The sequence below is a fragment of the Ochrobactrum soli genome, assembly GCF_003664555.1.
GTDB classification, from domain to species: Bacteria; Pseudomonadota; Alphaproteobacteria; order Rhizobiales; family Rhizobiaceae; genus Brucella; species Brucella teleogrylli.
In genome coordinates this window covers 16417-29934 of record NZ_RCHH01000016.1, presented here as the reverse complement: position 1 = coordinate 29934, position 13518 = coordinate 16417, and the positions used below count along the sequence as shown (strand labels likewise).

The following is a 13518-nucleotide window of genomic DNA, read 5'->3' as shown; positions in this document are numbered from 1 at the left end:
TATGGAACGTCTTGATAGAATTGATTGGGTGTATGCTGGTCTTTCCGCGCTCTCTGAGGGAGGTATAGCTGCTGTGCGGGTCGAACTTCTCGCCAAGCGTCTCGGAATTACCAAGGGCAGTTTTTATTGGCACTTCGCGAGACGCGAGGATCTGCTTGGCGCGATGATCGAAGAATGGGAGCGCTCCCAGACTGCCAGTGTCATTACCGAGGTCGAATCTCTCGGTGGCGATCCCTACCAACGGCTCCAGCATCTTTCCGACGCGCTGAGTGAGCTCGACCTGCGGTTGGAAGCTGCTATACGTGGCTGGGGAGGATCGGATCCAGATGTTCGTAAAACAATCGAACGCATAGACACTGCACGTCTAATTTACCTCCAGTCAGTCATTGAGAGTGCCGGTGTTCCGACCTTGCCAGCGCAAGCACGTGCACGCCTCGTTTATTTTGCCCTGATTGGCGAGTTGATCAGTGGGAGAGCTCACTGGCTTGAAGATCACCAGGAAGCGATGCGCTTGAACAGAACGATGTTGCTCACGTGGCCATAAGGTTGGTTTTGCAGCAAATTATAGGATCAAGACGGAAATCGGGGGGGGGGAGGGACACGCCGCGAGCCGTCGGTGCGGTCGAACCAATCGGTGTCGAGAATCTGCTATTCTGACGGCTGGAATGAAGGCGCCAAGCGGTTATCAACTTCGCTGATCGCTGGGCTGGAATCTGGTTTCACAGCATCAGCCCGGATCTGATACCCCCAGTTTATTAGTTTTCCCGACTCTTATCTCGATTCACAAAGATCGGAAACAAATTCCGCCGGATTGACATCGACAGATGATCTGCAAATGGGTCCGCGTCCGAACTGTTTTGTATACCAGGCTTCAAAAGCTCCTGAGGTCCGCGGTAAGCAAGAACGTGTACATTTTATGCTGTGACATTCTTCTTCTCCGCACTTGGAAATTTCATTCAGCTAGAGAACCTAAATAAAGCGCTGCCTTGACCGAACACCCCGCTTGATCGGCCCGGTTCGGCAGCGACGAATAATTAAGAAATTACGTCACAAAGGGCATGATATCGATGCCGTCACCTGGAAATACCGTGATGTGTGGATGGTCTTGAAACAGCTTGGCCGCAGCATTCGCGGTTTCAGCTTCCACCACAAGATAACCGCAAAACGGATTTTTGGCTTCCGCTATCCCCTGCTTCGTCACACGCGTTGTCTTCCCCACCATGCCGCCGCGATCAAGGATGGCAGCAGCGTTGCGTTCTTCCCATGCCATCCATTGTGCTATTCCCTTCGCATCGACCGCATCCTGCTCTGCTTTTGGCAGGCGTCGGAAGGATGCGAGGTCTTCAGAATTAATCGTATAAACAGCCAGAAATCTCGGCATCGGTATTCCTCCCTCAGCTGAAACACTGTCTGTTTAGCGTCGCTACGTCGAAAATCACACCTTATCGCTCATCGAGATTACGCAGATGCGGGAGGGCCATGAAACACCGGGCCTCTCCGCCCCTCGTTCCCTTCTATGGCGCTGCAATAATCTGTTCACAAGCTGACATCGCCATTTCGCGCAATGACCGCCGTGATATTCTTTTGACAAGCGATGTGACGCCTTCAATTCAGCCTTCGAGGCCTTCCAAACACTATCCTGGGTTCGGCAGAGCGTTTTTGCGGATATGTCCCGAATTTCAGTAACCGGGGCAGATTTGGTGGCAGTTCTTTTGTTTTTGAGTCGAAGTCAAGAATCCGGAACGCGCAAACTTGGCGTCCGTCTGCCAGATTGTCAGTAAGGCCGTTAGCGATCGCCCCCTCACCTCGGCGAAAATACACCTTTACGCCTTGAAAGGAGTTGAACCTCAGGCATACCCGCTAATTTTCTGTAAGCTTCAGAATTGATTAATCAATTCGCATTAGCAGCCCACGCCCGGCAAGAAGCCGGTCAATTTAGCAATTTGGGCTGCAATGAAAACACAGACTTCTTCACCTCTTCAATTTCGTAATATGATCTCTGAATTCTGCAACAAACGCGTCAGGCCGCATGTATCCGAAGAAATACTCGATAAGACCAAGTCATATCTCGATGATCTGATCGTCCAACACAGAAAGCCTCCGATGCGCCGAAGCCAGATCGACTGGTTATCGGTTGCATCGGAAAGCCGGGTGGATTGTGAGTTAACGGGGAAGCTGAAGAATATTATCCGGCCTGCACTCGAAGCCCTAATTCGATGGGTCGACAATAGCGTTCCCCAAGCCGATCATATTGCCTCAAAATATAAAATACAGGATCGTCGCCCCGCCCTGCGTTTGCCAAAGCCGGACCGGGCCCCAGCCTCGGTGAGTCCTGTTCGTCCAAAGTCGCCCAGTTTAGCGCCGGCGGATCCTGTTGAGGAGTGTCCGGAACCGCTGTTTGCGTGGACCGAAGATCCGCAGACTTTCCAGCAGGCCTTGAATTATCATATGCGCAGGTTCGGTGAGACCTACTGGCGCCTCCACCGCGCGATTATAAAACAGCATGAGATTTTCGACATCCGCACAATATCGAATTGGGCGAATGGAACGAAGACGCCACGCTCTGCCGATAGCTTCGATGTACTTACGAGAATAGAAAAGCGATATCGTCTTCCTGAGAGTTATTTTAAATCCAGACTGCCTCATCAGGCACGATCAATATACGGTCACGAACTCGGCAGCGATGTTAGTGCCGCCGAACGGCGGCGCATTGTCTGGCATTTGCCAGACGACTTTAATCAGCTTTCCTTTAGCAAACGGGAAGAGATCCTCGAATGGGTCCGGCGTGTGATCATATCGGGCTCGACTGATTATCGCCAGTTTCAGAGGAAGGCGTCCAAACAGAGATATGCGATCCGGTTCCCTGGAATTTCTTATGGCGCAGTATTGTCACCACGCACCAGATCGGAAACTTTGGATTTCGAAGGCAGTGTGGATGAAGATGATTTTATCGAAGATCCCGATCTGCTCGCGGGCGTCGTAGACGCTCCTCCCCGCCTGGCAATGGAGATGGCCAATCTTGTGCGGTTTAAGACAGCAACCCTGACATCAGTCGGTTTTCAGAGAAATGGTGTTTGGGGAGAAGAAACTGCGTCTCAAAAGGTTGAGCATCTTGGACTTTTATTCGGCGCCCTTGCTGCTTCTCCAGATAGTGAAGTCAAGGGACGCGGCATTCCTCTGCGGAAAATAACGTTCGGTTTGCTCGTCTTTCCCGGAATCTGGGACTGGTACCTTCAGTGGCGAGAAAAGCGCCGCGGCTTTTACACATCGTGGGAGCAGGACATGCTGAGCGCAATACTCGGCATGACACGCCCGGAAACCGGTTGGATGTGGCAACATGCTGAATTAGCAAAGGGACTGCAGCCTGTTCCAGGATTGGTGACAGCGGAAGAAATCGATTTTGCACAGCAGGATTGGCACGGATCCTGTGCGGAGTGCTTTAAACATGCAACACATCGCTCCAGAGAAATCCAGCGTGTGATGCGGGTTCACCGGGATCCGTTCGAACCGATAATGTGCGTTTTGGAAGCCGATAGTCCACTTGCTGAATATCGAAAAATCACGGACGAGATAATTAAACGATTACCTGATGAAAACCGCTATCCGGTCCCAGCGGCAGAAGCGGTTCGCTCGTTCCTGATGCTCCGGCTTGGATTGCATCTCGGCTTGCGTCAAAAGAACTTGCGACAGCTCCTTATTTGCCCCCGTGGAAATTTCCCGACACCGGAGCGACGTCTTGAAGATATGAAGCGCGGAGAAATCCGTTGGAGCGACCGTGAACAGGGCTGGGAAGTGCTCATTCCTTCCAATGCGTTCAAGAATGCAAATTCGTCTTTCTTTGGTGCGAAGCCGTTTCGTCTGGTTTTACCCGACCTGCTCGACCTCTATAAATTCCTGAATGATTATATTGAACGGCACCGGGCGGTCTTGTTGAGAAATGCCCGCGATCCGGGCACGCTGTTTGTCAAAACTGTAAAAACAAACAGCAAGGATGCAGCCTATGACCAAACGACATTTTACGAAGCGTGGCGGCTCACAATCCAGCGATACGGTATCTATAATCCTTATACCGACCGAGGCGCGATAAGGGGATTGCTTCCCCATGGTCCGCACAACGTCCGGGACGTCCTGGCCACTCATATCTTGAAGCAGACTGGCTCCTACGAACAGGCCAGCTATGCAATCCAGGATACGCCGGACATGGTGGCAAGCCACTACGGGCGATTTCTGCCGCAGGATAAGGCCGCGCTGGCCGCAAAGATACTCAATCAGGTCTGGATGGAAGTGTGAAGAGAACCGCGCCTGACATTTGTCGTCTTATGGGAGCGGTGCTGCACGCAGCCGCTCTCTCACTTCATCGAAGCTCAAGCCGAACTTCGCCAGATACTTGATCAGGCGATCTGCATCGTTGGCGCTTTTCTTCTCCTGCCGCGATTGCGCAAAGAGAACACGGCCGGCCGCACTCGCCGATTGGCTCTCCCCGCAGGCTTTCAAAACCGCGGAGAGTTGCACCTTGTCGAAAAGGTCAAGCCTGTTGGCGCCAGCTTTCCCCATCACCATTTCAATAGTCTCGTGATCGGCATTTTCGCTCGCTTTTGACCGCCATAGTCGTGAGAGCCTGGCAATTTCCTCTTTGACCTCATCTGCCGTAATACGTCCCTGTGGCGCGAGAGTGGCCATGCGTGTAATCGAGGCAGAAAGATCACGGAAATTGGCATGCCACTGACCTTGGGGACCTGTCGCGTAGTCAAGATAATATTGGCGGGCTTCCTTATTGAAGGTTACGTTCTGCCCTTCCCTTTCCAGATAGCGTTTTAGCTCAAAGTCGACATTCGGTTCGATGTCCTCGGGACGTTCGCGCAAGGCTGGCAATTCAAACGTCCAGAGATTGAGACGGGCATAGAGATCCTCGCGGAAACGCCCGGCCTGAACATCGTCGCCCAGATCACGATTGGTGCCGGCGATCAGCTGAAACTCTGCGGAGGTCTCCTTGTCCGAGCCGACGGGCAGAAACCGTTTGTCTTCAATGGCTCTCAGACACATCGCCTGTTCATCAAGACCAAGATCGCCAATCTCATCGAGAAACAAGACGCCCTTGTCTGCCGATTTGAGAAGGCCGGCGCGTTCTCCTATGGCTCCGGTGAACGCACCTTTTGCATGGCCAAACAATGTGGACATGGCCTGATCACCCCGCAAGGTTGCGCAATTGACCTCTACAAAAGGGCCGGTGACTTTGTGCTGGGCCTTTCTCAGATCATAGATGCGACGCGCCAGTTGCGATTTACCCGCACCTGTTGGGCCTGTCAGCAATACAGGCGCAGTAGAGCGGATAACCACACGCTCGATCTGATCGATCATCCGATTGAAGGCCTGATTGCGTGTAACGATCCCCGATTTCAGGAAAGTTGCCGCATCCTCCCGTTCAGATGCAAAGCGTTTTGCGATCTCATCATAGCGAGAGAGATCGAGATCGATGATGCTATGCGTGCCAGCAACATCAATTTCTGCATCAGGATCGGCGTCTTTATAGCGCGGCGGGGAAAGCTGCAAAAGGCGTGCCGGAATGATGCGCGCTTCGGTCAGCAGGAACCAGCATATCTGCGCGACGTGTGTGCCAGTGGTGATGTTCACCAGATAATCTTCAGCATCCGGATCGAAAGGATAATCGCGGGCGAAATCGCGAAGCTTGGTATAGACCTCCGAGAAATCCCAGGCGTTGGTATAATTGACGATGTTGCAGTTGATTTCTGTTGCCGGTGATACCGTGCCGATATCGCCTATAATGCGCTTTGCCAGCGTTTCGGAATGATTATCGTGCAACAGTTCAACACGATCAATGAAAAGGCCCTGCTGCTGGCAAAGCGCAACATTCGGCCTCCAGCGCGACCATCGTTTGTCCCACTTGCCCACATCAAGGGTTGTGCCGAGAATGCTGAAGGCGACTCGTTTTTTCATCTTATCTTTTTATATAAATGTTTCTATTAATGGATAGAGTATCCCGCACCGGTTCTTTCCTCAATAATTCCTCGCCGTATTATTTCGATTTTTATTTCTCTGTTTTCTCAGCAGGTTATGAATTTTCTCAGGGATTTTTTATGCAGAACGCTAAACTGGCACGCTTCTTGAAATGTAAAGGGCAACGAACATTCAAAAAGGTGATGCCATGGTGAACAAGGCAATCTTCAAAACTTATCTGGGCAAGCTGCTTCCATCGACAAACACGGTGAATGAAGCTGGCGCCCCGGCATATAAGCTGACACCGAAAGAAGCCCTGGCTCAACTCGCAGTTACCGGGACTTTCAACGGAACGTTTTATGCTGATGGCGAAACGCAAGCCAATGCCCTGCACGAACTCAGTTCCCAGGTCGAGCCAGAATTTCTGGCCAGACTTGCAGTTTATGCCGCGCAAAAGGGTTTTATGAAAGACATGCCGGTCACGCTGCTGGCACTCCTTTCGACCCTCCAAAGCAATGCATTTGCTGCTGCATTCCCGCAGGCAGTGAAGAGCGGCAAGATGCTGCGCGGCTTCGTGCAGGTCATGCGCTCAGGCGCAATGGGACGCAAATCGCTTGGAACAAGGCCAAAGAAAATGGTGCAGGCATGGCTCGAAGCGGCCAGCACGCGCCAGCTTCTCAACGCCATGGTCGCTAGCGACCCGTCTCTCGCGGATGTCGTCAAAATGGTTCATCCGAAACCGGCAACCGAAGAACGCAAAGCGTTTTACGCCTGGATTGTCGGCAAACCATACGACTACGCAGCGCTGCCCGTCGAAGTGAAATCTCTGGAAGAGTTTCGGCGCGATTTGTCGAAACCAGTGCCGGACGTTCCGTTTCAGCTCCTGACCTCGCTGCCGCTGACACGCGAGCATTGGGTCGAGATCGCACGAAACGGAAGCTGGCAGATGGTTCGCCAGAATCTGAATACCTTTGCACGCAAGGGTGTATTCGAAGTCAAGGGGATGACAACGGAAGTTGCTAGCCGTCTTTCGGATCCTGAAGCCGTACGAAAAGCCAGAGTTTTTCCGTATCAGTTGATGACAACGTGGAAAGCGGCGTCGGAGGCGGTACCGGAAGAGGTTCGCGATGCGCTTCAACAGGCAATGGAGGCAGCTCTGGCCAATGTGCCGGCGCTGGCCGGGCGGGTGGTTCTTTGCCCGGACGTTTCCGGTTCGATGGGCTCGAGCGTCACCGGTTATCGCAAGGGGGCGACTTCGGTCGTTCGATGCATCGACGTGGCCGGCCTGATGACTGCCGCGTTCCTGCAGCGAAACCCGAATGCTCGAGTGATGCCGTTCGAATATGACGTTGTCGATGTTCGGCTGAACCGTCGTGACTCGGTCATGACCAATGCCGAGAAACTGGCAAGCATCGGCGGTGGCGGCACCAACTGCGCTGCACCTCTGGCGAAACTTGCCAATGAGCGGACAAAGGTCGACCTGGTGGTGTTCATCTCGGATAACCAGTCCTGGGTAGAGCAGTCGTATTATGGCAGCCCGTCAACAAAGATGCGGGAATGGGCGCGGATAAAAAGGCTCAATCCGGCTGCAAAGCTGGTATGTCTCGATATCCAGCCATACCAAACGACGCAGGCGCAAAGTCGAAACGATGTGCTCAACATAGGCGGTTTTTCTGATGCCGTCTTCGAGGTGATTGCAGCTTTTGCCAATGGCGAAAGTGGCCCTGAGGCTTGGCTGCAAAAGATCGAGGCTATCGAGCTTCAATAAAGAGAATACTCGCGCCGGTTTTCCGGCGCGAGCTACTGCAACGAATGCCGGTCGAAACTACAGATCGTTACTCTCCAGGTCGCAGGTTCGAATCCTGCCGGGTTCTCCTTTTCTATGGACCCGTAGCTCAGCGGTAGAGCAGGCGTTTCACCAATTCTTGTCGTTGCAGACAATCTAGATATCTGGCGAATGCCTGAGGAACTACATTGGTAAAGCCGCAAGGCAAGCAGATTCAAATTCTGCACTCTCGCAAGAGAGACGGTTTCTCAAAAATTTGTCGCCAGATCAAAGACGGGCAGTTGCGAATGCCGGGTGGAACTACAGCACATCTTTGGGTGGTCTGGCAGGTTCGACTCCTCCTTTGCAACACGCTCTCTGGCACGAGCGGGGCCATCCTAGTTTCGCCCATCGTTGTCGCCGCTGTCCGTCTTCACAAATGCATTTTCGCAAAATGCAAGACATGCCCCTCACCTCGGTGAAGGATCAATTTTAGAAACGATGACAATTGAGAAGGACTGCAAAAGCAGGAAAGACAATGGTTGAGAAACTCAGCGGCCAGGATCTGATCGATGCAGGATTACTGCAGGGTAGATGGTTTCGTGACGCACTCGATGCCGGAAATGACGTTCTGCGTGACGGCGGATCGCGCGAGGCGGCACTTGCGGCTGCGATGGCGTATCAACCCGCGCCGAAACTACCGCTGAAGGGAGCCGGCGATATCGATATTCACATGAATATCCGGGCTGAAAGTGCTGCGGAACAGGCAAACGTCGAAAATGTGCGCGCAACCATGCGTGAACTCTCGCGCACGCCCGGTATTCGCGCGGCCGCGATCATGCCCGACGCCTGCCCATCCGGGCCGATCGGTACGATCCCGGTTGGGGGTGTCGTCGCTTCTGAAGCAATTCATCCAGGTATGCACTCGGCTGATATTTGCTGTTCGATGGCGATCTCCATTCTTCCAGGGGTAGCGCCGCACGAACTGCTTGATGCAGTTCATGCTGTGACGCATTTCGGGCCAGGCGGACGTCCTCGTGGCGCTCAACTCAAGCCATCCGATGCAACGCTTACAGCTATCGAGGCGAACCCATATCTGAACCAAATTGCAAGTGTCGCTGTTGAACATTATGCGACGCAGGGTGACGGCAATCATTTCGCTTATGTCGGGCAGATGAAGTCAACGGGAGAAACGGCGCTCGTTACCCATCATGGTTCGCGTGCGCCCGGCGCCCGGCTCTACGACCGGGGCATGAAAGTCGCCAATCGCTTCCGCGAGGTGCTTTCGCCGGAAACCTTAAAGCAGAATGCCTGGATTCCAGCCGAAAGCGAAGAAGGAGAACATTACTGGAAGGCGCTCCAGATTGTCCGTCAGTGGACAAAAGAGAACCATTTCGCCATTCACGACATGGCTGTGTCCAGACTCGGAGCGAAAGTTGCCGACCGTTTCTGGAACGAGCACAATTTCGTCTTCCGGAAGTCTGACGGTCTCTTTTATCACGGCAAAGGCGCAACACCGGCCTTCGACGGATGGGCGGACGATGCAACAGACCTTACGATCATTCCGCTCAACATGGCGGAACCGATCCTGATCGTACGGGGTTCGAATGCAGCGCACGGTCTTGGCTTCTCGCCGCACGGTGCGGGACGTAATTTCTCCAGAACCGCACACCTTCGACAGCTGGCTGCGGAATATGGATCAGATTCACGCGGACTGAGCCCGAACAACATTGCCGATATTCTGGCAAAGGAAACGAGCGGGCTTGATGTTCGTTTCTTCAGCGGTAACGCCGACGTTTCGGAACTGCCCGGCGCTTACAAGAACGCCGCTCAGGTCAAGGCGCAGATCAGTGAATACGGACTGGCCGAGATTGTCGATGAGGTCATTCCCTATGGCTCGATCATGGCCGGCGACTGGCAGAAGAACGCACCCTGGCGTAACAAGAAAAAGGGCTCACAGAAGTCTGAATAACGAGAATGGCCCGGATATCCGGGCCATTCTTTTACATCGATCACAAGCGATAGCTCTTCACCTCATTTCCGCGTTCCATGTTACGGTTTTCAAGATGACGTGCGGCCTTGGCCTCTTCAATTTTGTCCTCCTGGAGATGCTTCAGGACCATTCCAAGACGTTCTAGCGCCGTTGCCTTGTTTCGATGCTGAGATCGCTCATTGCGGGCGATTAACTGGATACCCGTTGGAATATGGACAACACGTACGGCACTGTCGGTTGTGTTCTGGTGCTGACCGCCTGGCCCGCCAGCTCGCAAAGTTTCAAATCGAACGTCATTTGGCAGAATGACGATCTCATCAATTCCTGGCTGCGCGATCCGGCTCACTGATATGAACCAGTTCTGTCGCTTATGCTGCGGTCGAACAGGGCTTTTGAACACCAACCTTATTGTTCCGCAAAATTCTTGCGCAATCTGGTCAGCCGCTTCTCCCTCGAGAGTCACCAAAGCGGATTTAGGGCCATGCTTATCGGACGCAATTTCTGCTGTAACGTCGAGCAGGCAATCGCGATCTTGCGCCTCTTTAGAAAGGATGTCGATGAAGCGTCCGACTGCAATACGGCATTCAGCAGGCCCGCTTCCCGAAGATATAAGTAGATCAACGCTTTTCATTGCGCATCTCCCTCTTGTTCCGCTTGTCAGATTTTTCGCGAGAATATTCCGGTTGGCCGACGGCTTTCTTGTAAGTAACAAGCGGGCGCAAAGCTGCAACACGTTCTACCAACTGATGTGCCTCCAGATCCGTCACAACCTGGCCGCAGTCTTTATAGGCGGAGGCAGCTTCTTCAATGAGGAGTGAGCGGTCATCGCAGATTGCGCGCCCACCCCAATCGTTGCGTGCCAATTGCTCTCGATGTGAACGTGAAGTGCCGACACGGCCGTGCATGCTTGCCCGATCATATTTACGCCCCGCTCCGTGAGAAACTGCGCCGAGAGACTGATGCACTTCTTCTCGAGCCCTCACGATGTAACTGAGGCTTGCTCTCGATCCGGCAATTGGAACGAGATCGCCGCTCTCAACCGCTGCCGCACCTTTGTGGTGCACAATCCCCTCCGACCGAACGCGCACCAGATTATGCGGCACGTCTGCTACGAGGCTAAAATCCGCCCGTAGTGCTCGTGCAGCGCGTTCCGCAATCAAGTGGCGGTTCAGTGTTGCCCAGGCGACACATCGATCATGCATTGCCATCCATCGCGTAGCAAACGGATCGTCTATCTCAATTCCAACGTTCGGTTTTTCGATAGTGGCGAGGAATTCTGCAAATACCGCAGCTCCCACGCCGCGAGAACCCGAATGAACGAGAAGATACAAGCATTGATCGTCGATCAAATTTGCCGAGGATGATCCGGAAACCTGATCGACAGCTTGCAATTCGCAAAAGTGATTACCGCCGCCAATCGTTCCCAAGGCTTCCGCGAAGAAATCGTGCGGAAGGCCGTGAGCAGATAGCGCGTCCCCTGGATCGCGGATTTGCTGGTATTCCAGTTCCCGTAGTCGCTGTTCAGCCTTATCGATGCGTAGCTTACGCAATGGCAAATCGAGTGCGAATAACGCCATCCCGCAACCGATATCGTTGCCGATCAACAGCGGATGCAGGCGATGTGAAAGAAGTGCAACGCCCGTTGCTCCGTATTTTCCCGGATGCAAATCGGGAAAAGCAGCAAGTGCCTTTGCTCCATCAAGACTTGACATTTCTTCAAGCTGTCGAAGGGATTCACCCTCAACCCAACTTTGCTCGGAATAAAAACGACGAATAGTTGCCGGAGAATGTCCTCCGGCGTTGATGGAGCCGAAGCTCCCAGTTTGAATGCCCATGATATAAACTCTGGATATGGGATATCGTCTGCTGGCGTAACCAACAGCTCAATCAGCATCCGTCAGTAAAGACTGAACTAGGCTGAAACCCCAACGGGGCGAAGGATGATGTTTTGCATCGTCGTGCTCCCTTTCCAGAAAAAGCCTCGTTGGCTTTCGAACAGCCGGTCCATACAAAGCATATGGCAAGAAATCAACTTGATGTTCTGCTGAGCACGGCCCAACCTGCACAAAAGTAATGAATTTTTTGCCCCTTGTTGCAATGCCGCATCACTGCTGAATCGTAAGCCATTCTTCAAAAAATTTACTTGAGAAACCGGGGGGAATAATCCCAGAGACAGTATGGCCAACTTGTTTTTTGAAGTTTTGTGGTGCAAATTGACGCTATAATTCGCGCGGGAGCATTCATGGCAAGACCAAGAGGACAAAAGCATCCGGTTAGACTCAGCGTCAGCATGGACGAAAAGGATCACGCAGCGATTTCTCGTCTTGCAGCCGACATGAATTTATCGGCGGCATGGATTGTCCGTCGCGCAGTCTCAGAATTTGTCGCACGACATGAAGATGGCGCACAAACCGAGCTTCCACTTTCACCGCGCATTTCGAAAGAACACTGACAATGGCATTTGTTCCACTAAGGCTGGAAGAGGACTCGATCGAGGAAACTTGGTCAGCCATAGTTGACGAAGTGAAGAGAGAGTACCTCTCTGAACAACAAAACTATCCTTGGATTATTGGCTTCTCTGGTGGCAAGGACAGCACTGTTGTAACACATGCAGTTTTTGACGCATTGTTAGATATATCTCCGTCTAAGCGCACTCGCCCCATTCACGTTGTTTCAAATGACACAATGGTGGAGTCTCCTCTCGTAATCAGCCACCTCGATCAGGTCAGCAAGCGGATTGCCGAAGCCGCAGAGAGTCTGGATCTTCCCGTTACCGTAGCCCGAACTCACCCCGATCCAGACAAAACCTTTTGGGTTCTTCTCATCGGTAAGGGTTACCCCAGTCCGAATATGACGATGCGTTGGTGTACCGATCGTCTAAAAATTCAACCCACGAGCGGTTACATAAAAGACAAGGTTTCAGAATCAGGAGCTGCGATTGTTATTCTAGGCGTGCGCCGAGATGAGAGCCAATCGCGCCAACGTTCAATCGATAAGTGGCGTAATAATCGCGGAGGGAATCTTGCTCCGCACGAAAAACTGCCAGGTGCGCTGATCTATAGGCCAATCGTTGACCTAGGAATTGACGACGTTTGGGAAATCCTCGGTACGTATCCGGCGCCTTGGGGGGGCGATCACTCGTCTTTGATCAAGCTTTATCGTGATTCAGAGGGTGGCGAATGTCCGGTCGTTCTCAGCGCGGATGAAGCACCTGGCTGTGGGACATCGAACAGTCGGTTTGGGTGTTGGACCTGCACAGTTGTCGAAAAAGACAAGAGCTTGCAGGGTTTCGTAGATGCAGGAAAACATCAATTCCAGCCACTCATTGACTTCCGCGATTGGCTGCGGTCAATCCGGAACAATCCTGGAATGCGTCAAATAGTTAGGCGAAACGGAAAATTGTCCTTCGATATGAACGGCAAGCATATTCCCGGCCCTTTCACTATTCAGGCGAGGCGTGAAATACTGGCGAACCTCTTGGAGGTCCAGGAGAAGTTCGGTGATCAACTGATTAATGAAGAAGAGCTGAAGCTAATATATGGTCATTGGGCCGAAGAATTACAGGCTCAAGGGGGGATTGCCGATGTCTGATGATTTCAATGACGAAACGCAATTAAACGATTTGCCATTGTGGGCGGACGATGAAGCTAGTCGAGTTTTGAGTGAGATTGCTGAAGCGAACAACGTTCCTGTCGATGTTTTGGCTGAATTGGTTGGCCTTCAACGCGCCAGACAACACCAAGAACGCGCTGCGGGAATATATCAACGGATCGAAGAGATCTTGGGGCGAATGGATTAAGGGCGG

General features: G+C 52.6%; 11 protein-coding genes. 7 read left to right on the top strand and 4 right to left on the bottom strand.

Features of this window, described 5'->3' with window-relative positions:
• The first annotated feature begins 1 nt into the window (after position 1).
• Positions 2 to 544: a TetR/AcrR family transcriptional regulator gene (locus tag D8666_RS19900; RefSeq protein ID WP_167836128.1), complete on the top strand. Its 543-nt coding sequence runs from the start codon at positions 2 to 4 to the stop codon at positions 542 to 544.
• A gap of 498 nt (positions 545 to 1042) precedes the next feature.
• Here D8666_RS19900 and D8666_RS19895 read toward each other — a convergent pair whose 3' ends face one another.
• The gene (locus D8666_RS19895) at positions 1043 to 1381 is read right to left on the bottom strand and encodes a hypothetical protein (protein ID WP_121539146.1); all 339 of its coding nucleotides are present in this window, start codon (positions 1379 to 1381) and stop codon (positions 1043 to 1045) included.
• Between the two features lie 572 nt (positions 1382 to 1953).
• Between D8666_RS19895 and D8666_RS19890 the strand changes: the two genes are divergently transcribed.
• Positions 1954 to 4290 (top strand): hypothetical protein, encoded by a 2337-nt coding sequence (locus D8666_RS19890; RefSeq protein WP_121539145.1) that lies wholly within the window; start codon positions 1954 to 1956, stop codon positions 4288 to 4290.
• Positions 4291 to 4317: 27 nt separating this feature from the next.
• Here D8666_RS19890 and rtcR read toward each other — a convergent pair whose 3' ends face one another.
• On the bottom strand, positions 4318 to 5955 hold the full coding sequence (gene rtcR, locus D8666_RS19885) for an RNA repair transcriptional activator RtcR (protein ID WP_121539144.1): 1638 nt from the start codon (positions 5953 to 5955) through the stop codon (positions 4318 to 4320).
• A gap of 208 nt (positions 5956 to 6163) precedes the next feature.
• On the opposite strand from rtcR, the gene D8666_RS19880 reads away from it, so the two are divergent.
• Positions 6164 to 7723 carry a TROVE domain-containing protein gene (locus tag D8666_RS19880; RefSeq protein ID WP_121539143.1) on the top strand — a complete coding sequence of 520 codons (1560 nt, stop codon included), beginning with the start codon at positions 6164 to 6166 and terminating at the stop codon, positions 7721 to 7723.
• 535 nt (positions 7724 to 8258) lie between these two features.
• Complete coding sequence (locus tag D8666_RS19875) at positions 8259 to 9692, top strand: RtcB family protein (RefSeq protein WP_121539142.1); 1434 nt, start codon at positions 8259 to 8261, stop codon at positions 9690 to 9692.
• A gap of 40 nt (positions 9693 to 9732) precedes the next feature.
• On the opposite strand, the gene prfH is transcribed toward D8666_RS19875, so the two are convergent.
• Positions 9733 to 10344, bottom strand: a complete 612-nt coding sequence (prfH, locus tag D8666_RS19870) for a peptide chain release factor H (RefSeq protein WP_121539141.1) — start codon at positions 10342 to 10344, stop codon at positions 9733 to 9735.
• Positions 10331 to 11548 (bottom strand): RNA ligase RtcB family protein, encoded by a 1218-nt coding sequence (locus D8666_RS19865; RefSeq protein WP_121539140.1) that lies wholly within the window; start codon positions 11546 to 11548, stop codon positions 10331 to 10333. The genes prfH and D8666_RS19865 overlap by 14 nt, the downstream gene beginning before the upstream one ends.
• A 407-nt stretch (positions 11549 to 11955) precedes the next feature.
• Between D8666_RS19865 and D8666_RS19860 the strand changes: the two genes are divergently transcribed.
• The 3 genes from D8666_RS19860 to D8666_RS19850 are packed head-to-tail and all read left to right on the top strand — an operon-like array spanning position 11956 to position 13512.
• Complete coding sequence (locus D8666_RS19860; protein WP_121539139.1) at positions 11956 to 12165, top strand: ribbon-helix-helix protein, CopG family; 210 nt, start codon at positions 11956 to 11958, stop codon at positions 12163 to 12165.
• 2 nt (positions 12166 to 12167) lie between these two features.
• Positions 12168 to 13304 carry a DNA phosphorothioation system sulfurtransferase DndC gene (gene dndC / locus D8666_RS19855; protein ID WP_121539138.1) on the top strand — a complete coding sequence of 379 codons (1137 nt, stop codon included), beginning with the start codon at positions 12168 to 12170 and terminating at the stop codon, positions 13302 to 13304.
• Positions 13297 to 13512 carry a DNA modification system-associated small protein gene (locus D8666_RS19850; protein ID WP_121539137.1) on the top strand — a complete coding sequence of 72 codons (216 nt, stop codon included), beginning with the start codon at positions 13297 to 13299 and terminating at the stop codon, positions 13510 to 13512. The genes dndC and D8666_RS19850 overlap by 8 nt, the downstream gene beginning before the upstream one ends.
• The last annotated feature ends 6 nt before the right edge of the window (positions 13513 to 13518 follow it).